Source organism: Stenotrophomonas sp. STEN056, from assembly GCF_056759635.1.
Genome location: NZ_JBRRDL010000006.1, coordinates 16,352 through 34,463, shown reverse-complemented (window position 1 = coordinate 34,463; position 18,112 = coordinate 16,352). Strand labels below are relative to the sequence as shown.

Here is an 18,112-nt window from a genome sequence, read left to right as displayed (position 1 = left end):
TATGCGCCGCCGCGCACGCCGTCAGTGCAGGGAATCAGGCCACAAACGGACGGAAGCTGATGCCCAGGCCGGCCATGCCTTCAGCCTCACCGACCAGGTCGGCGCGCAGCAGGGGGCGGGCATCGATGAAGTCCTTGGACAGCACCAGCGACAGCGTGTTGCCGTCAACAGACAACTCCAGCGTCGGGATGGGGTCCGGCTCGTGTGCGCGGTGCATCAGCACGGCCAATCGCAGCAACGCGGCGGTGCGTTTGGCCGGCAGCAGCAGGCGGTCCGGCAAGGCCTCGAAGGCACTCTTCGGAATGCCACGGCGGTGGGTGCGGATCAGCGCCGCCAGCATCTGCTGCTCCTGGCGCGAGAAACCGGCGATGTCCGAATGCTCGATCACATAACTGCCGTGCGTGTGATATCCACTGTGCGCGATCATCAGCCCCAGTTCGTGCAGGCGCGCGGCCCAGCCGAGCATGCGGGCATCGTCCGAATCCAGCTTCCAGGTGTCCGCGACCTGCTCGAACAGCCGCTGTGCGGTGGCTTCCACGCGCTGTGCCTGGGCTTCGTCGATGCCGTAACGCTTGGTCAGCGCGGCCACCGATTCGTCACGCGGGTCGTTGTCGCTGGCGCGGCCCATGATGTCGTAGAGGATGCCCTCACGCATGGCGGCCTTGCTGACCAGCAGCTTCTGCAGGCCGAGGGCCTGGAACGCGGCTTCCAGCACCAGCACGCCGCCGGCGATGATCGGCCGGCGTTCGCTGGACAGCGTGGGCAGGTTGATGTCGTCGATCTGCTTGGCGCGCAGCAGTTCTTCGCGCAGCTGCGGCAGGGCTTCGGCGGTGATCGCGCCCTTGCTCAGTTTCATCGCCGCGCAGATTTCGCTGATGGCCTTGTGCGTGCCGGACGAGCCCAGTGCTTCCTGCCAGCCCAGTGCCTTGTACTTGTTGGCGAAGGGCTGGAACTCGGCGCCGATTTCGGTCAGCGCGTCTTTCCAGCGCTTCTTGCTGAGCTTGCCGCCGGGAAAGAAGCGCCGCGTGCTGGCGATGCAGCCTGCCTGCAGGCTTTCGCGCTCCAGTGTCTGCATGCCTTCGCCGATGATGAATTCGGTGGAGCCGCCGCCGATGTCGATCACCAGGCGGTGCTGGCCGGCCTTGGGCGGCTGGGCATGGGCAACGCCGAGGTAGATCAGGCGTGCTTCCTCGCGGCCGCTGACCACTTCAATGGCGTGGCCCAGCGCGGTTTCCGCCGGCATCAGGAACGACAGCGGCGAGCGCAGCTGGCGCACGGTGTTGGTGGCCAGGGCACGCACGCGGTAGGGCGGAATATTGCGGATGCGCTGGCCGAAACGGGCCAGGCATTCGAGCGCGCGCTGGCGGGCTTCGGGCGACAGGCCGCCCTTGCCATCCAGGCCGTCGGCCATGCGCACGGTTTCGCGCAGGCGATCCACCACCCGCAGCTGCCCAAGCAGGTAGCGCGCGATGACCATGTGGAAACTGTTGGAACCCAGGTCGATGGCGGCCAGCAGGTCGCCGTCCTGCAAGGGCGGGGGAGTCATGGAGGACTGTGGCATGGGTGAATGGTAATGCCAGGAGCGGGTGATGAGGAGTGAGGAGCGAATAACGGGATGATTGCGTTGCCAGCAATAGCAACCGCGGTAGCAACGGCACCCCTCCCCGGCCCTCCCCTTCGCTGCGCGAAAGGGAGGGGGTAAGAGCGGCTTTTACTGGGAACTGCCAAGCACATGCACAACCGCCCCCTCCCTTTGCCGCAGGCAAGGGGGAGGGCTGGGGAAGGGGGCTGTTGCGTTGGCTGTTATCAGCCCCTCACTTCGCCCCCAAACTCCCGCTTCAAAGCCCCTCAAGCAGGGTTTGCTGGGCCGAATGCGGCGGCTGGCCGGCTGCCGGTTGGCACTGGCGGTAGCGGCCGTCGGCCTGCAGCTCCCAGGCGTTGAGGTTGTCGTCCAGGTAGTTCTGCAGTACGTCGCGGTAGATGCGGCGGGCCAGGTCGTTGTCCAGGACCGGGAAGCAGGTTTCCACCCGGCGCAGCAGGTTGCGCTCCAGCCAGTCGGCGCTGGCGCAATACAACTCCGGCGCGCCGTTGTTGCCGAACCAGTACACGCGGCTGTGCTCCAGGAAACGGCCGACGATGGAGCGCACGCGGATGTTCTCCGACACACCTTCCACGCCCGGGCGCAGGGTGCAGGCGCCGCGCACGATCAGGTCGATCTGCACGCCGGCCTGCGAGGCTGCATACAACGCACGGATCACCTGCGCCTCGTTGAGGGCATTCATCTTGGCGATGATGCGACCGGGCTTGCCGGCCAGTGCCAGCGTGGTCTCGCGCTCGATGCGCTTGATCAGGCCCGGATGCAGGGTGAAGGGGGACTGCAGCAGGCACTTGAGTTTCATCTTCGGCGCCAGCCCGGACAGCTGCTGGAACAACAGGTGCACGTCATTGCCGATGTCCGCATCGGCGGTGATCAGGCTCAGGTCGGTGTACGCGCGGGCGGTGCCGCTGTGGTAGTTGCCGGTGCCCAGGTGCACGTAGCGGCGCAGCTTGCGGCCTTCGCGACGCACGATCAGCAGCATCTTGGCATGGGTCTTGAAGCCGACCACGCCATACACCACCTGCACGCCGGCGTCCTGCAGGCGGTCGGCCAGGCCAAGGTTGGCTTCTTCGTCAAAACGCGCGCGCAACTCGACCACGACGGTCACGTCCTTGCCGTTGCGTGCGGCCTGGATCAGCGCCTCGACGATGCCCGAGTCCTTGCCGGTGCGGTACAGCGTCTGCTTGATCGCCAGCACGTTCGGGTCCACCGATGCTTCGCGGATCAAATCCAGCACGGTGCTGAAGGAATCGAAGGGGTGGTGCAGCAGGATGTCGTTGCGTGCGGCCATTTCGAAGATGCCTTCGGGCGTCTTGAGCACGCGTGGCACCATCGGCGGGTACTTCAGATCCGCCCGTTGCAGCAGGTCATACACCTGGATGACGCGGTTGAGGTTGACCGGGCCGTTGATACGGTACGCCGCGTTTTCCGACAGGCCAAAATTCTGCAGCAGCGTCTGCATGATCGGCTTGGGGCAGTCGTGCGCGATCTCCAAACGCACGGCGGGGCGATAACCGCGGTCCACCAGCTCATCGCGCAGCGCCAGCGCCAGGTTCTCCACTTCTTCCTCGTCCACCACCAGCTCGGAGTTGCGGGTGACGCGGAACTGGTAGGCGCCCTGTACTTCCATGCCCGGGAACAGTTCATCGACAAAGGTCGACAACACCGCCGACAGCAGGACGAAGTTCTGCGGGCCGCCCAGCGATTCGGGCAACTGGATGATGCGTGGCAGCGAGCGCGGTGCACGCACCAGCGCCAGGTGCCCGGCGCGACCAAAGGCGTCGGTGCCCTTGAGCACGACGACGATGTTCAGTGATTTGTTGAGGATCTTCGGGAACGGATGCGACGGATCCAGTCCGAGCGGTGACAGCACCGGCATGATCTCGTTGCGGAAGTAGGCACGCAGCCAACGGTGCTGGCGCGTGGTCCATGCCTTCTGCGCGAGGATGCCGACGCCGGCCTCGGCCAGCGCCGGCCGCAGCACTTCATTCCAGCAGCGGTACTGCTGGTCCACCAGTTCGGCGGCGCGGTCGTGGATGGCACTGAGGATGGCCTGCGGGCTCATGCCGTCCGGTGCCGGCGGCAGGCCGAACTCCTGTGCGTGACGCACCGCCGCGGCGCGGATCTCGAAGAACTCATCCAGGTTGGTGCAGGAAATGCACAGGAAACGCAGGCGCTCAAGCAAGGGCACCTGTTCGTCCATTGCCTGTGCCAGCACGCGGAAGTTGAAGTCCAGCTGAGACAGTTCCCGATTGATGTACAGCGCCGGGTCACGCAGCGGATCGGGAGCGATGACGGCTGGGGCAGGGGCGGGAGGGTTCATGCCGGGAAGTCTTCCATGGGGGCGGTCGTGGAGGTGGAACTGCGTGGGCGCACGTGTTCGGCATCGAAGTGGCAGGCAAACGTGCTGCCCTTGCCGACCTCGCTGCGGATGTCCAGCCGTGCCTGGTGCAAACCCAGGATGTGCTTGACGATGGACAGCCCCAGGCCGGTGCCGCCGCTTTCGCGCGAACGGCTGCTCGACACGCGGTAGAAGCGTTCGGTCAGGCGCGGCAGGTGGGTGGCGGGAATGCCATAGCCGGTGTCGGTCACCGACAGCACGGCGCCCTGGCCTTCGCGGGTGAAGGTGAGCGAGATGCTGCCGCCGGCCGGGGTGTAACGCACGGCATTGGTCAGCAGGTTGGAGAACGCGCTGTGCAGTTCCTTGTTGGAACCGGCCAGGTCCACGCCTGCGTTGTCTTCAACGGTGATGGTGTGGCGGCCCTGGCTGTGCGCCTGTGCTTCGCGCCGCAGCGAGGCCAGCATCGAGGTCATCGGCACGGTTTCAAGTTCGGTGTGCTGCTGCGATTCCAGCCGCGACAAGGTGAGCAGGTCTTCGACCAACTGCGCCATGCGCTGCGATTGCCTGCGCATTTCGGCCAGCATCGGGCCGGTGTCGGGGAAATCTTCCGGGTCCATCATGTCCAGGTAACCGTGCACCACGGTCAGTGGCGTGCGCAGTTCATGCGAGACATTGGCAACGAAGTCGCGGCGCACCTGTTCCAGGTGCAGCAGCTTGGTGACATCACGCGCCACCAGCAGCCAGTGGTGATCCGAATACGGAATCAGCCGCAGGTGCAGGCGGATGCTGGGATCCACGGGGGAGTTCGCATCGAGGATGGGCTCGGCATTGCGGCCGCCGGCCAGCCAATGCGCCAGCGGCAGCGGCTGCAGGCGCTCGACCAGCGCGGCCTCCATGTCGGCCGGGTGTTGCAGCCCGAGCAAGCTGGTGGCCGCTTCGTTGAACCACTGCACGCGCTGCGTGTTGCGGTCCACCACCACCACCGCATCGGGCAGGGCGGCAGCGGCGGCGCGGTAGCTGCGCAGCATGTCGATCAGGCGCCGCTTGCGGGTGCGCATTTCCTGCTGGTTGCGGTACAGCAGTCGGTCCAGTTCGTTCCACACGCCGGTGCCTTCGGAGGTTTCCCAGCGTTGGCGTGCGGTGAGCCGCAACAGCACTTTCCGCAGCCGCCAGTAATGCCACGCCAGTATCGCCAGTGCTGCCAATGCCACGGCCAATGCCGGGTGTCCGGCCAACACTCCCAACAACCCGGCCAACAGCAACAGCACGGCCACGGTGGCCAGTGTCTTCAACCAGGCGGATCGGAATTTGCGGGGCATTGCGTTCTCTGCGTGCTGCAAGTGGAACTGACGGAGGAGCCTGAGTTATAGCATCAAGCAGAGAGCCGGGCCGGCCGGCTCAAGTTGAAGCCGAGAACCTGTAACCGGCACCGCGCACGGTCTGCACCATGTCTTCAGCGGCAAAGGGTTCCAGGGTTTTGCGCAGGCGGCGGATATGCACGTCGATGGTGCGTTCCTCCACATACACGCTGCCGCCCCAGACATGGTCAAGCAACTGCGAACGGGTGTAGACGCGCTCGGGGTGGGTCATGAAGAAATGCAGCAGGCGGTATTCGGTCGGGCCGATCGGCACCGGGGCATCGCCGGCAAACACGCGGTGCGCGGCACCGTCGATGCGGATGTTGCCCACGGCCACGCTGCCATCTTCGTCATCGTCGCGGGTGCGGCGCATCACTGCACGGATGCGCGCCAGCAGTTCGCGTGCCGAAAACGGTTTGACGACGTAGTCATCGACACCGGCTTCCAGGCCGCCGACCCGGTCGTTTTCTTCGCCACGGGCGGTGAGCATGATGATCGGTACATCGCGGGTCAGTGCTTCCTTGCGCCAGCGCCGGGCCAACTCCAGGCCACTGGTGCCGGGCAACATCCAGTCCAGCAGGATCATGTCCGGGACGCGGTCGGCAATGGCGGTCTGTGCCTCCATGGCGTCGCCGGCATGCACCGGCTCGTACTCGCCCTTGCGCAGGGCGAAGGCGACCATGTCACGGATCGCGGGTTCGTCATCGACAATCAGGATGCGTTTGAGCACGTCGTAGCTACCGTAGAGCCCATCAAGCGGGGGGTGCGCTCAGTAGACTACGGTTTGATGACGAGTTTGTGACATTGGCCGGATACAGTGGTTGCCGACCATGCAGGATGGCGTCAGTTGCGTGACATATCCGGGTCACGCACACCCAGGCGGCGCATCTCCAGGACCGTGGGCATGATTGATTCGATGCGCGCGTCCACCCGTGCGCGGCTCACGTAATCCAGTTCCGGGCGCTTGAGCAGGGCCTGGAACTGAAGCAGTGCCTGCTCCGGGCGCCCGTTCAGGTAGGCGGCTTCGGCGTAGGCTTCGCTGGCCCTGGCGCCGTCGCCGGCCAGTTCGCTGGCGCGGGCAAAGGTGCTCTGCAGGACCGGATCATCGCTGCTCCTGGCCAACAACGGCCGCAGCATGGCCTGGGCGCGTTTGCCGGCCGCCTCGCCCCCCTGTTCGTTGAGGACGCCGGCGTAGGTGAGTGCCACCGGGCGGCTCTGTGGCAGGTGCTTGAGCAGGGCGTCGAAGCGGCGGTTGGCATCGGCATGTTGCCCGTTGCGCGATTCGGCCTCGCCCAGTGCCAGCGTCACCCACAGGTTGTCCGGGTGTTCGGACTGCAACTGCCGCAGTTCCTGCAATGCCTGAGCGGCGGCCGGGCCGCCGTCGCGCAGGCGGGCAATCGCCACGCCGTAGCGTTGGGGGTCGGTGAGGCCGTCCTTCTGGCCGCGCTTGAGGTTTTCGTATTCGCGCACCAGCTCGGACGGCGTGGGCGCGCTGAGCACGCGCAGGCGTTCGCGTGCCCAGTCGAAGCCCCCGGTCACGCCGCGGGGCAGGCCGGCATCGGGCAGGTTCAACTGCAGCCCGGCGGGCAGCAGCGGGTTGCCCTGGCTGCCGAGCGGGTCGCGGCTGGCGTCGGGCTCGGAAGGGTTGACCCGCTCCTGGCGCACGCCGGTCGGGGTCTGCGTGGTCAGCAGCACCGTGTCCTTCTTCATCTGCTCGGCGCGCGCCTTGGCTTCGCTGATGCGGGTGATGTTGACCGGGTGGGTGCGCAGGAAATCCGGGGTCGAATAACCGCCCTGGTTGCCACGCATTGCCGCGGACATGCGCTCGAAGAAACCGGCCATCGCATCCACGTCGTAGCCGCTACGGGCCAGGGTACGGATACCCAGGCGGTCGGCCTCGGATTCGTTGGAGCGGGTGTAGTTGATCTGGCGCTGCTGCATCAGCCCCATGCCGGAGGTGATGGCCGCCATCGTCGCGTCGCCGGAGGAGTTGCCGCCGGCCTGCTGCGCGGCGACCACGGCCGCCAGCATGCCCAGCAGGATCGGGATCTGGTCGCGCTGTGCCCGCTCGACGCCGCGCAGCACATGCTGCTGGGTGACGTGGGCGATTTCGTGCGAGAGCACCGCGGCGACTTCATCCTCGCGCTCGGCGGTCAGTACCAGGCCGGCGTTCATGCCGATATAGCCGCCCAGGGTGGCGAAGGCGTTGATCTGCCGGTCCTTCATCATGAAGAAGGTGTACTTCTGCTGCGGCTGGGCGCTGTTGGAGCCCAGCCGCGTGCCCATGGTGCCGAGCCAGTCATTCACCAGCGGGTCGTCCAGCAGGTAGCCGTAATTGCGCAGCTCGCGCAGCATCATTCCGCCGTACTCGGCCTGGCGGGCCGGGGTCAGCAGCTCCCCGGCCGACGAACCGATGTCCGGCAGCTTGGTGTCGTCGGCGAAGGACGGTGGAACGGCCAGGGCCAGAGTGACGGCGGTGGCGAGCAGAAGCGTGCGCAAGCGGTGGCTCCGGAAAAGGCTGGGCGGAGAATGACGGGGAATGTGGCGAACGATGTGAAGCACAGGTTAACCCGCAGTGTTCTGTTGATGGCGTCGAAAAACCAGTCCGCCGCTACCATATATGGACATTGTTTCCAGTCAGGAGTTTCCTTGTGAGCAACGAAAGCAATGGCGCCAGCGGCGCGCCGGAGATCACCATCTACTCCACCGCTGTCTGCCCGTACTGCGTGGCGGCCAAGAACTTCCTGAAGAGCAAGGGCCAGTCCTGGACCGAAGTGCGCATCGACCTGGATCCGGCAGCGCGTGAAAAGATGATGGCCAGCACCCGTCGCACCAGCGTGCCGCAGATCTTCGTCGGCGACGTCCACGTCGGTGGCTACGACGACATGATGGCGCTGCACCGCGAAGGAAAGCTGGAGCCGCTGCTGGCCGGGCAGGGGGCATGAGCGGCCCGGCCGAGAAGGACCGCCTGGCTGAATTCACCGAATTCCGCCAGCGCATGAACCAGCGCATCCTCGCCGAGCCCAACCAGGTGGTCCGGCGCTTCTTCGCGCTGGACACCCAGACCTACCAGGCCGGCGCGCTGGATGTGAAGACCAAGGAGCTGCTGGGCCTGGTCGCCTCGCTGGTGCTGCGCTGTGACGACTGCATCAGCTACCACGTGGCCCAGTGCAAGGACGCCGGGGTCAGCCGCGAGGAGTTCTTCGAGACCTTCTCGGTGGGGCTGGTGGTTGGTGGCTCCATCGTCATCCCGCACCTGCGTCGGGCGGTGGACTTCCTGGACCAGCTGGAAAGTGGCGCGGCCGAAGCGCCCGCCGGGCATGACCACGGCTGAACCCATACCTTGGTCCAGTTGGGAGGAGGGGGCTGGATCGGGCATAATTGCCAGTTGAAACCATTTCAATCGCGCCGGTATCCGGGCAGCTGGCCGGACGGGCGCTTTCTCTCCTCCCTGTTCGGAATCCCAAGAAAATGACGCAGACAATCACCGTCATCCGTGGCGATGGCATTGGCCCGGAAATCATGGACGCAACCCTGTTCGTGCTCGACAAGCTCGGCACCGGGCTGCAGTACGAGTTCGCCGATGCAGGCCTGGCCGCGCTGGAAAGGCACGGTGAACTGATCCCGGCCACCACGCTGGATTCGATCAAGAAGAACAAGGTCGCCCTGAAGAGCCCGCTGACCACGCCGGTCGGTGGCGGTTTCAGCTCGATCAACGTGGCCCTGCGTCGCCAGTTCGACCTGTACGCCAACGTGCGCCCGGCCATCTCGTTCCCGAACACCAAGTCGCGCTACGAGAACATCAACATGATCACGGTGCGCGAGAACACCGAAGGTGCCTACCTGGCCGAAGGCCAGGAAGTGTCGGCCGACGGCGAGACCGCGTTCTCCGGCACCCGCATCACTCGCAAGGGTTCCGAGCGCATCGTGCGTTACGCCTTCGAGCTGGCCAAGAGCACCGGCCGCAAGAAGGTCACCGCCGTGCACAAGGCCAACATCATCAAGTCGACCTCGGGCCTGTTCTTGGACGTGGCACGTGAAGTCGCGGCCAAGTACCCGGACATCGAGTTCCAGGAAATGATCGTCGACAACGCCTGCATGCAGCTGGTGATGCGCCCGGAACAGTTCGACATCATCGTCACCACCAACCTGTTCGGCGACATCATCTCCGACCTGTGTGCCGGTCTGGTCGGCGGCCTGGGCCTGGCCCCGGGTGCCAACATCGGCGCTGACGCGGCGATCTTTGAAGCCGTGCATGGCACCGCGCCGGACATCGCCGGGCAGGGCAAGGCCAACCCGGTTGCACTGATGCTGGGCGCTGCACAGATGCTGGATCACGTCGGTCAGCCGGAGAATGCCGAGCGCCTGCGCAAGGCCATCGTCGCCACGATGGAAGCCAAGGATTCGCTGACTGGCGACCTGGGTGGCAACGGCACCACCATGAGCTTTGCCCAGGCCATCGCCAGCCGCATCTGATTGCGACTGCGGTAGTTCTGGTAGTGCATGAAACGGAGCGCGAAAGCGCTCCGTTTTCATTTGCTCCCTCCCTTGCGCCGAAGGCGGAGGGGAGGGCCAAGCTCGGCTCCCTCCCTTGCGCAGCAGGGGAGGGTTGGGGAGGGGCAGGGCTTTTGCTTCGAGCACCCGCAAAAACAAAGGGCGCCCCACGGGCGCCCTTCGCAAACAACTTGCAGCAGCGGCCTCAGTTGCGCGACTGCAACTTCGACAGCAGGCGCAGGAACTCGATGTACAGCCACACCAGCGTGACCATCAGGCCGAACGCGCCGTACCACTCCATGTACTTCGGTGCACCGGCTTCCACGCCGCTTTCGATGAAGTCGAAATCCAGTACCAGGTTCAGCGCCGCAATCACCACCACGAACAGGCTGAAGCCGATGCCGATCAGGCCCGACTCATGGATGAAGGGAATGTTGATGTTGAAGAAACCAAGCACGATGGTGGCCAGGTACACCAGCGCGATGCCGCCGGTCGCTGCGACCACGCCCAGCTTGAAGTTCTCGGTGGCCTTGATCAGCCCGCTGCGGTAGGCAAACAGCAGTGCGAACAGCGTGCCAAAGGTCAGGATCACCGCCTGGAACACGATCCCGTTGAAGCGGGCCTCATAGATGGCCGAGATCGAACCCAGGAAAAAGCCTTCCGCCAGCGCGTACAGCGGTGCGCTGACCGGCGCCCAGGTCTTCTTGAAGATGGTCACCAACGACAGGATGAAGCCGACGATCATGCCGCCCCACAGATACAGGCGGCCGGCGGCAGCCAGTTCGCCGGTGTCGGTGAGCGTGTTGTTCCAGGCGAAAGCGGCTGTCAGCACGGCGAGCAGCAACAGGATGCTGGTCTTGCTGACAGTGCCGTTGATGGTCATCGCATCGGCGCCGCGTGAGACCACGCTGCCGCTGCCAAGGTCGAGGAAGGTGGATTCTGAAAGGGCTGGATTACCGCTGCGCATGCCGTGCTCCGTGGCGGGGTGAGTAGGTGGGTACAGTGCAAAAGCATACCTGTATCCACGGAAGTGAAAATTGTCGTTGACAGAATCGGCCGCAGTTTGGACAATAGCCGACTTCACGGGGTGACCCGAGAGATTCACCGCCGGGGTATAGCGCAGTCTGGTAGCGCGCCTGCTTTGGGAGCAGGATGTCGGGGGTTCGAATCCCTCTACCCCGACCATCCAATGCACTCAATGCGCGTTGGATTGCGATGATCCGGTTCAGAGCGCCCGTAGCTCAACTGGATAGAGCACCGGCCTTCTAAGCCGGCGGTTACAGGTTCGATTCCTGTCGGGCGCGCCAATTGGTGCAAGCGGTAGGTGAGTTGTTGTTTTCAGTGGTGGCTGTAGCTCAGTTGGTTAGAGTACCGGATTGTGATTCCGGTGGTCGGGGGTTCGAATCCCCTCAGCCACCCCACTGAACAAAAGAGACAACGGAGTGAAATCCGGGGTTTCAAAAAAAAGAAGGGTGCGGTAAGATTCGCTCCCTGATTTTCAGGGCTGTTAGCTCAGTTGGTAGAGCAGTTGACTCTTAATCAATAGGTCCAAGGTTCGAATCCTTGACAGCCCACCAAATCAAAAAAGCCACCAGAGCAATCTGGTGGCTTTTTCCTTATTAATGTAAGCCCGGTGTTTTGGGCTGGTGCCAGAAAAGCCTCCCGGGGTAAAATCCGCACCGAAGTTTCAGGGCTGTTAGCTCAGTTGGTAGAGCAGTTGACTCTTAATCAATAGGTCCAAGGTTCGAATCCTTGACAGCCCACCAGTTTGAAGCCATCGGAGCGATCCGGTGGCTTTTCTTTATCCGCCCTGTTGCCGGCTTCCGCTTTGTGGGCGTGCCTGCAACAATGGCGACCTGAACCGGCTTTGCGAAAGTGGCGGAATTGGTAGACGCCCTGGATTTAGGTTCCAGTGCCGCAAGGCGTGGGGGTTCGAGTCCCCCCTTTCGCACCATTGCCCGGTCTTCCCAGCCTTCCTGGGGCGCTCTCCGTCGTCATTGCATGCCCGCCAACGCTGGCGGTGACGGGCGATATCGGCCAAACTAAAGGGCTGCGGCGCAGACCCGCGCACTCACAATCGTTTCAACCATCACATCGTGCCGGGGATGCCTCCGGTGGCAGGAGTCCACATGCAAGCTTCGATCGAATCCACCGGCAACCTGGAACGCCGCCTGAGCTTCTCGCTGCCGGAAGACCGTCTGCAGAGCCACATCAATGGCCGTCTGGGCGAGATTTCGCGCACCGCACGGATCAAGGGCTTCCGCCCGGGCAAGGTGCCGGCCAAGGTGATCGAGCAGCGTTTCGGGCCGCAGGTGCGTGCCGAGGCGATGGATGGCCTGCTGCGTGAAACCTTCGATGCCGCGCTGCGCCAGCACGAGCTGCGCATTGCCGGCAACCCGCGCATCGACAAGGCCGGTGAAGGTGAATTCGACTTCGTGGCCACCGTCGAGCTGATCCCGGACTTCGGCGATGTCGACGTCACCAAGCTGACCGTCGTGCGCCACACCGCTGAAATCAGCGATGCCGACATCGACCAGATGATCGAGAACCTGCGCGCCCAGCGCCGCACCTGGAAGCCGGTGGCACGCGGCGCCCAGGAAGGTGACCTGGTCGGCCTGGAAACCTGGTCGCAGGCCGGTGAAGAGCGCCTGCCGGCCGAAGGTGTCGAGAAGGGCACCATCATCATCGGCCAGGGCATGATGTTCGAGCAGATCGAGCAGGGCCTGGTTGGCCTGGCCAAGGGCGAGGAAAAGACCCTGGATGTCGCGTTCCCGGCGGACTGGCGCGTGCCCGCGCTGGCCGGCAAGACGGTCCAGGTGACGGTCAAGGCCACCGAGGTTTCCGAGCAGGAAATGCCGGAAGTGGACGCGGCCTTCATCAAGAGCTTTGGCGTCAAGAACGGCGATGTGGAGCAGTTCCGCGCCGACATCCGTTCCAACCTGGAGCGTGAGCTCAAGGGCGCGCTGATGAACCGCCTGCGTCGCGAGGTTGGCGAGCAGCTGATCGCCGCCTACGCCTCGGTGGAGCTGCCGCCGCGTCTGGTCGAGAATGAAGCCCGTTCGATGCTGGCCCAGCAGGTGGAAGCCATCCGCCGCCAGGGCGGCAACCCGGGCCAGGTCCCGGCCGATGCCCATGAAGGCTTCAAGGATGCGGCCTCCAAGCGCGTGCTGGTCGGCCTGCTGGTCGGTGAAGTGGCCCGCAAGAACGAACTGCGCCTGGACCCGAAGCGCCTGAACGAAACCATGCGCCTGATCGCCTCCACCTACGAAGAGCCGGACCAGGTCATTGAGATGTACCGCAATGATCCCCAGCTTATGGCTGGCCTGCAGAACCGCGTGATGGAAGAGCAGGTCATCGACTGGATCGCCGAGCGTGCCCAGCACACCGAGCAGGCGTTGTCGTTCCAGGAAGCCATCCGCCAGTAACAGGCGGCGTTACGTCCCCGCGCTCCGGCGCGGGGTGTGTCCTCCCCAGAACAGGTGCCTCACGAAATGGACAACCGAACCAAAGCATTGAACATGGTTCCGATGGTGGTCGAGCAGACCAGCCGCGGCGAGCGCGCCTATGACATCTATTCGCGCCTGCTCAAGGAGCGCCTGATTTTCCTGGTCGGTCCCATCGACGACCACATGGCGAACCTGGTGGTGGCGCAGCTGTTGTTCCTTGAATCGGAAAACCCGGAAAAGGAAATCAACATCTACATCAATTCCCCCGGTGGCGTGGTCACGGCGGGCATGGCGATCTACGACACCATGCAGTACATCAAGCCGGACGTGAGCACTACCTGCATCGGTCAGGCTGCCTCGATGGGCGCGCTGCTGCTGGCGGCGGGTGCACCGGGCAAGCGTTATGCGCTGCCGAATTCGCGGGTGATGATCCATCAGCCGCTGGGCGGCTTCCAGGGCCAGGCCACGGACATCGACATTCATGCCCGTGAAATCCTCACCCTGCGTTCGCGCCTGAACGAGGTGATGGCCAAGCACACCGGCCAGCCGTTGGAGACCATTGCCCGCGACACCGAGCGCGACAACTTCAAGAGTGCGGCCGAAGCGGTGGCCTACGGCCTGGTCGACCAGGTGCTGGAACGCCGTCCGGAAGAGACCATCCAAGCGTCTTGATGGTGCAAGTGGCCGAAAACACGGCAATTTTTGCAGGGTCGGAGCGGGACTGATGTCCTCCCGGCCCTGTGCTATTCTCGAATTCGAACCCCCTCAGAGGGGGCGCAACTGGGTAAGCGAAGCATGAGCGAAGACCGGCAAGGTCGTTCCGGGGACAGCAGCGGCAAGATTCTGTACTGCTCGTTCTGCGGCAAGAGTCAGCATGAAGTACGCAAGCTGATCGCGGGCCCGAGCGTGTTCATCTGTGATGAATGCGTGGAGCTGTGCAACGACATCATCCGCGAGGAGCTTGAGGAAAAGGCGCAGTCGGCACGCAGTTCGCTGCCCAAGCCGCGCGAGATCCTGGAGGTCCTGGACCAGTACGTGATTGGCCAGAACCGTGCCAAGCGCACGCTGGCTGTTGCCGTGTACAACCACTACAAGCGCATCGAAAGCCGTCAGAAGAGCGACGACGTCGAGCTGTCCAAGTCCAACATCCTGCTGGTGGGGCCGACCGGCTCGGGCAAGACGCTGCTGGCCGAAACGCTGGCGCGCCTGCTCAACGTGCCGTTCACCATGGCCGATGCCACCACGCTGACCGAAGCCGGTTACGTGGGTGAGGACGTGGAAAACATCATCCAGAAGCTGCTGCAGAAGTGCGACTACGACGTCGAGAAGGCGCAGCAGGGCATCGTCTACATTGATGAAATCGACAAGATCTCGCGCAAGAGTGAGAACCCGTCGATTACCCGCGACGTGTCCGGCGAAGGCGTGCAGCAGGCACTGTTGAAGCTGATCGAAGGCACCGTGGCCAGCGTGCCGCCGCAGGGCGGCCGCAAGCACCCGCAGCAGGAATTCCTGCAGGTGGACACCAAGAACATCCTGTTCATCTGCGGCGGCGCGTTTGCCGGCCTGGACAAGGTGATCCAGCAGCGTTCCTCGGACACCAGCAGCATCGGTTTCGGTGCCAAGGTCAAGAGCGCCGAACGCAAGCAGGAAGTGGGCAAGGTGCTGGCCGAGGTCGAGCCGGAAGACCTGATCAAGTTTGGCCTGATTCCGGAATTCGTCGGCCGCCTGCCGGTGGTCGCGACGCTGGAAGAGCTGGAAGAGGCGGCGCTGATCCAGATCCTGACCGAGCCCAAGAACGCCATCACCAAGCAGTTCAAGAAGCTGTTCGAGATGGAGAACGTGGAGCTGGAGTTCCGTCCGGACGCGTTGTCGGCCATCGCCCGCAAGGCGCTCAAGCGCAAGACCGGCGCCCGTGGCCTGCGCACCATCGTCGAGTCGGTGCTGCTGGACACGATGTATGACCTGCCATCACAGGAAAACGTGAGCAAGGTGGTGGTGGATGAATCGGTCATCGAGAACAAGTCCGAGCCGTACATCATCTATGAAACCCCGGCGGCACCGGCCAAGGCCGCCTCTGGCGACTGAGCCGGTATGGGCGGGGCGTGAATCGGGCTGAGGCCTGTTCATGTTCAGCTTCCAACGCCTCTTGCAACACCTCGCCGATGGCCCCATAACGGGGCCATCGGCTTTTTTATTTGGCCCTTCCTGATACCTGCGGAGCCCGCCCCCATGGCCCAGTCCCAACTCGAAGTTCTCGACCTGCCGGTCCTGCCACTGCGTGACGTGGTGGTGTTCCCGCACATGGTCATTCCCTTGTTCGTGGGCCGTGACAAGTCCATGCAGGCGCTGGAACGCGCCATGGAAGCGGACAAGCGCATCCTGCTGGTGGCCCAGAAGTCCGCCGAGACCGATGACCCGAGCGGCGAGGACCTGTACGCCGTCGGTACGCTGGCGCAGGTGCTGCAGCTGCTGAAGTTGCCCGACGGCACCATCAAGGTGCTGGTCGAAGGCCTGTCGCGTGTGAACGTGGACAAGGTCTATGAGCAGGACGGCGCGCTGCAGGGCCACGGCACCGAGATCGAAGCGAACGAGTCGCGCGAATCACGCGAGATCGAGGCGATTGCCCGTTCGCTGATGTCGCTGTTCGAGCAGTACGTCAAGACCAACCGCAAGTTGCCGCCGGAGTTGCTGCAGACCCTGGCGGGTATTGAAGAGCCCTCGCGCTTGGCCGACACCATTGCCGCGCATATCGGCGTGCGCCTGACCGACAAGCAGAAGCTGCTGGAAACGCTGCTGGTCGGCGACCGCCTGGAGATGCTGGTCGGCCTGGTCGATGGCGAAATCGACGTGCAGCAGCTGGAAAAGCGCATCCGCGGCCGCGTCAAATCGCAGATGGAAAAGAGCCAGCGCGAGTACTACCTCAACGAGCAGATGAAGGCCATCCAGAAGGAACTGGGTGATCTGGACGATGCGCCGGGTGAGCTGGACGAACTGGCCCGCAAGATTGCCGAGGCCGGCATGCCCAAGGCGGTGGAAGCCAAGGCCAAGGCCGAGCTCAACAAGCTCAAGCAGATGTCGCCGATGTCCGCCGAAGCGGCGGTGGTGCGCAATTACCTGGATTGGCTGCTGGGTGTGCCGTGGAAGAAGCGCACCAAGGTGCGCAAGGACCTGAAGGTCGCCCAGGACACGCTCGACGCCGATCATTACGGTTTGGACAAGGTCAAGGATCGCATCCTTGAGTACCTTGCCGTGCAGTCGCGCGTGAAGCAGATGAAGGGGCCGATCCTGTGCCTGGTCGGGCCGCCGGGCGTGGGCAAGACCTCGCTGGGCCAGTCCATTGCCAAGGCCACCAACCGCAAGTTCGTGCGCATGAGCCTGGGCGGCGTGCGTGACGAGGCCGAGATCCGCGGCCATCGCCGTACCTATGTCGGCTCGATGCCGGGCCGCATCGTGCAGAACCTCAACAAGGTCGGCAGCAAGAACCCGCTGTTCGTGCTGGATGAAATCGACAAGATGTCGATGGATTTCCGTGGCGACCCGTCTTCGGCGCTGCTGGAAGTGCTCGACCCCGAGCAGAACAATGCCTTCAACGATCACTACCTCGAGGTCGACCTGGACCTGAGCGAAGTGATGTTCGTGGCGACCTCGAACTCGCTCAACATCCCGGGCCCGTTGCTGGACCGCATGGAAGTGATCCGCATCCCGGGCTACACCGAGGATGAAAAACTCAACATCGCCACGCGCTACCTGGCGCCGAAGCAGCTCAAGGCCAATGGTTTGAAGCCTGAGGAGCTGGTGATCGAGGACAGCGCCATCCGCGACATCGTGCGTTATTACACGCGCGAATCCGGCGTGCGCAACCTTGAGCGCGAAGTGGCCAAGATCTGCCGCAAGGTGGTCAAGGAGCTCGCCCTGGCTGGCCCGCAGCCGGTGAAGAAGGCGGCCAAGAAGGGCACCAGGAAATCCAAGGCGCTGGTGGTGGTGGATGCCGGCAATCTGGACAAGTACCTGGGTGTGCGCCGCTTTGACTTCGGCCGCGCCGAGGAAGAGAACGAAATCGGCCTGGTGACCGGCCTGGCCTGGACCGAAGTCGGTGGCGAGCTGCTGCAGGTCGAATCGACCTTGATCCCGGGCAAGGGTGCGGTGACGTTGACCGGCCAGCTTGGCAATGTGATGAAGGAGTCGGCGACCGCTGCGTTGTCGGTGGTGCGCTCGCGTGCTGAAGCACTGGGTATCGATGTGGACTTCCTGCAGAAGCACGACGTGCACCTGCATGTGCCAGACGGTGCCACGCCGAAGGACGGCCCGAGTGCGGGTATCGCGATGGTGACTTCGCTGGTGTCCACCTTGACCAAGGTGCCGGTGAAGGCCGAAGTGGCGATGACCGGCGAAATCACCCTGCGTGGCCGCGTCACTGCCATTGGTGGTTTGAAGGAGAAGTTGCTGGCCGCGCTGCGCGGTGGCATCCGCACGGTCGTCATCCCGGAAGAGAACCGGAAGGACCTGGCCGACATTCCCGCCAACGTCACCCGCGACCTGACCATCGTGCCGGTCAAGTGGATTGATGAAGTGCTGGACATCGCACTGGAGTCGCCGCTGGCACCGAAGAAAGCACGTAAGAGTGCGCAGCGCGTCACGGTGCGAGGCAAGGCCAAGGCAGTTCCGGCAGCGCGCGTCAAGCATTGAAGTGTGAATGCAAAATGCCTTGAAACCCGCGTCATTGCTGGCTTTTCAGCTTGCGCGGGTAGGGGGGCGCTGGTATAAAAGTGCGACTCACGCATCTGCTGTCTCATCGATGACGTGTTTGCATGATCTTCCGGTCATCGCTGGTCTTCAAAGACGTGCGGTGACCACCAACTATTCCGCGGATGTGCCG

At 63.8% G+C, this 18,112-nt stretch carries 13 protein-coding genes and 6 tRNA genes; 13 read left to right on the top strand and 6 right to left on the bottom strand.

Translation table 11 applies throughout. The annotated features are described in order from the left end of the window. Positions 1–34: 34 nt before the first annotated feature. The 5 genes from ppx to ACVOLO_RS05270 all read right to left on the bottom strand — a co-directional run bounded on the left by ppx (position 35) and on the right by ACVOLO_RS05270 (position 7,795). Positions 35–1,561, bottom strand: a complete 1,527-nt coding sequence (gene ppx, locus ACVOLO_RS05290; protein ID WP_481569232.1) for an exopolyphosphatase — start codon at positions 1,559–1,561, stop codon at positions 35–37. Positions 1,562–1,838: 277 nt separating this feature from the next. Continuing rightward, positions 1,839–3,920, bottom strand: a complete 2,082-nt coding sequence (ppk1, locus tag ACVOLO_RS05285) for a polyphosphate kinase 1 (RefSeq protein ID WP_481569231.1) — start codon at positions 3,918–3,920, stop codon at positions 1,839–1,841. Then, complete coding sequence (gene phoR, locus ACVOLO_RS05280; RefSeq protein ID WP_481569230.1) at positions 3,917–5,257, bottom strand: phosphate regulon sensor histidine kinase PhoR; 1,341 nt, start codon at positions 5,255–5,257, stop codon at positions 3,917–3,919. The genes ppk1 and phoR overlap by 4 nt, the downstream gene beginning before the upstream one ends. 79 nt (positions 5,258–5,336) lie before the next feature. Next, on the bottom strand, positions 5,337–6,026 hold the full coding sequence (gene phoB / locus ACVOLO_RS05275; protein WP_481569229.1) for a phosphate regulon transcriptional regulator PhoB: 690 nt from the start codon (positions 6,024–6,026) through the stop codon (positions 5,337–5,339). 113 nt (positions 6,027–6,139) lie between these two features. Continuing rightward, positions 6,140–7,795: a M48 family metalloprotease gene (locus ACVOLO_RS05270; RefSeq protein ID WP_481569228.1), complete on the bottom strand. Its 1,656-nt coding sequence runs from the start codon at positions 7,793–7,795 to the stop codon at positions 6,140–6,142. Positions 7,796–7,947: 152 nt separating this feature from the next. Here ACVOLO_RS05270 and grxC point away from each other — a divergent pair, with 152 nt between their 5' ends. The 3 genes from grxC (at position 7,948) to ACVOLO_RS05255 (ending at position 9,772) form a co-directional block, all read left to right on the top strand. Further along, positions 7,948–8,241 (top strand): glutaredoxin 3, encoded by a 294-nt coding sequence (gene grxC / locus ACVOLO_RS05265; protein WP_481569227.1) that lies wholly within the window; start codon positions 7,948–7,950, stop codon positions 8,239–8,241. Beyond that, entirely contained in the window at positions 8,238–8,630 is a 393-nt protein-coding gene (locus tag ACVOLO_RS05260; RefSeq protein WP_481569226.1) for a carboxymuconolactone decarboxylase family protein, read from the top strand. Before grxC ends, ACVOLO_RS05260 begins: the two co-directional genes overlap by 4 nt. Before the next feature lie 137 nt (positions 8,631–8,767). Continuing rightward, positions 8,768–9,772 carry an isocitrate dehydrogenase gene (locus ACVOLO_RS05255; protein ID WP_481569225.1) on the top strand — a complete coding sequence of 335 codons (1,005 nt, stop codon included), beginning with the start codon at positions 8,768–8,770 and terminating at the stop codon, positions 9,770–9,772. Between the two features lie 223 nt (positions 9,773–9,995). Here ACVOLO_RS05255 and ACVOLO_RS05250 read toward each other — a convergent pair whose 3' ends face one another. Next, complete coding sequence (locus ACVOLO_RS05250) at positions 9,996–10,757, bottom strand: Bax inhibitor-1/YccA family protein (RefSeq protein ID WP_481569224.1); 762 nt, start codon at positions 10,755–10,757, stop codon at positions 9,996–9,998. Between the two features lie 141 nt (positions 10,758–10,898). Between ACVOLO_RS05250 and ACVOLO_RS05245 the strand changes: the two genes are divergently transcribed. The 10 genes from ACVOLO_RS05245 to lon all read left to right on the top strand — a co-directional run bounded on the left by ACVOLO_RS05245 (position 10,899) and on the right by lon (position 17,922). After that, positions 10,899–10,975: transfer RNA gene (locus ACVOLO_RS05245), tRNA-Pro, on the top strand. Positions 10,976–11,020: 45 nt separating this feature from the next. Then, positions 11,021–11,097 (top strand) — tRNA-Arg (locus ACVOLO_RS05240). A gap of 37 nt (positions 11,098–11,134) precedes the next feature. Next, a tRNA-His gene (locus tag ACVOLO_RS05235) sits at positions 11,135–11,211 on the top strand. 80 nt (positions 11,212–11,291) lie between these two features. Next, positions 11,292–11,367, top strand: a tRNA-Lys gene (locus ACVOLO_RS05230). A 113-nt stretch (positions 11,368–11,480) separates the two neighbouring features. Continuing rightward, positions 11,481–11,556: transfer RNA gene (locus ACVOLO_RS05225), tRNA-Lys, on the top strand. 103 nt (positions 11,557–11,659) lie between these two features. Beyond that, a tRNA-Leu gene (locus tag ACVOLO_RS05220) sits at positions 11,660–11,744 on the top strand. Positions 11,745–11,919: 175 nt separating this feature from the next. Further along, positions 11,920–13,215 (top strand): trigger factor, encoded by a 1,296-nt coding sequence (gene tig / locus ACVOLO_RS05215; protein WP_481569223.1) that lies wholly within the window; start codon positions 11,920–11,922, stop codon positions 13,213–13,215. Between the two features lie 66 nt (positions 13,216–13,281). Next, the gene (gene clpP, locus ACVOLO_RS05210; RefSeq protein ID WP_481569222.1) at positions 13,282–13,908 is read left to right on the top strand and encodes an ATP-dependent Clp endopeptidase proteolytic subunit ClpP; all 627 of its coding nucleotides are present in this window, start codon (positions 13,282–13,284) and stop codon (positions 13,906–13,908) included. Positions 13,909–14,031: 123 nt separating this feature from the next. Continuing rightward, positions 14,032–15,321: an ATP-dependent Clp protease ATP-binding subunit ClpX gene (gene clpX / locus ACVOLO_RS05205; protein WP_481569221.1), complete on the top strand. Its 1,290-nt coding sequence runs from the start codon at positions 14,032–14,034 to the stop codon at positions 15,319–15,321. A gap of 144 nt (positions 15,322–15,465) precedes the next feature. Continuing rightward, positions 15,466–17,922 carry an endopeptidase La gene (gene lon, locus ACVOLO_RS05200; RefSeq protein ID WP_481569220.1) on the top strand — a complete coding sequence of 819 codons (2,457 nt, stop codon included), beginning with the start codon at positions 15,466–15,468 and terminating at the stop codon, positions 17,920–17,922. Positions 17,923–18,112 lie beyond the last annotated feature (190 nt).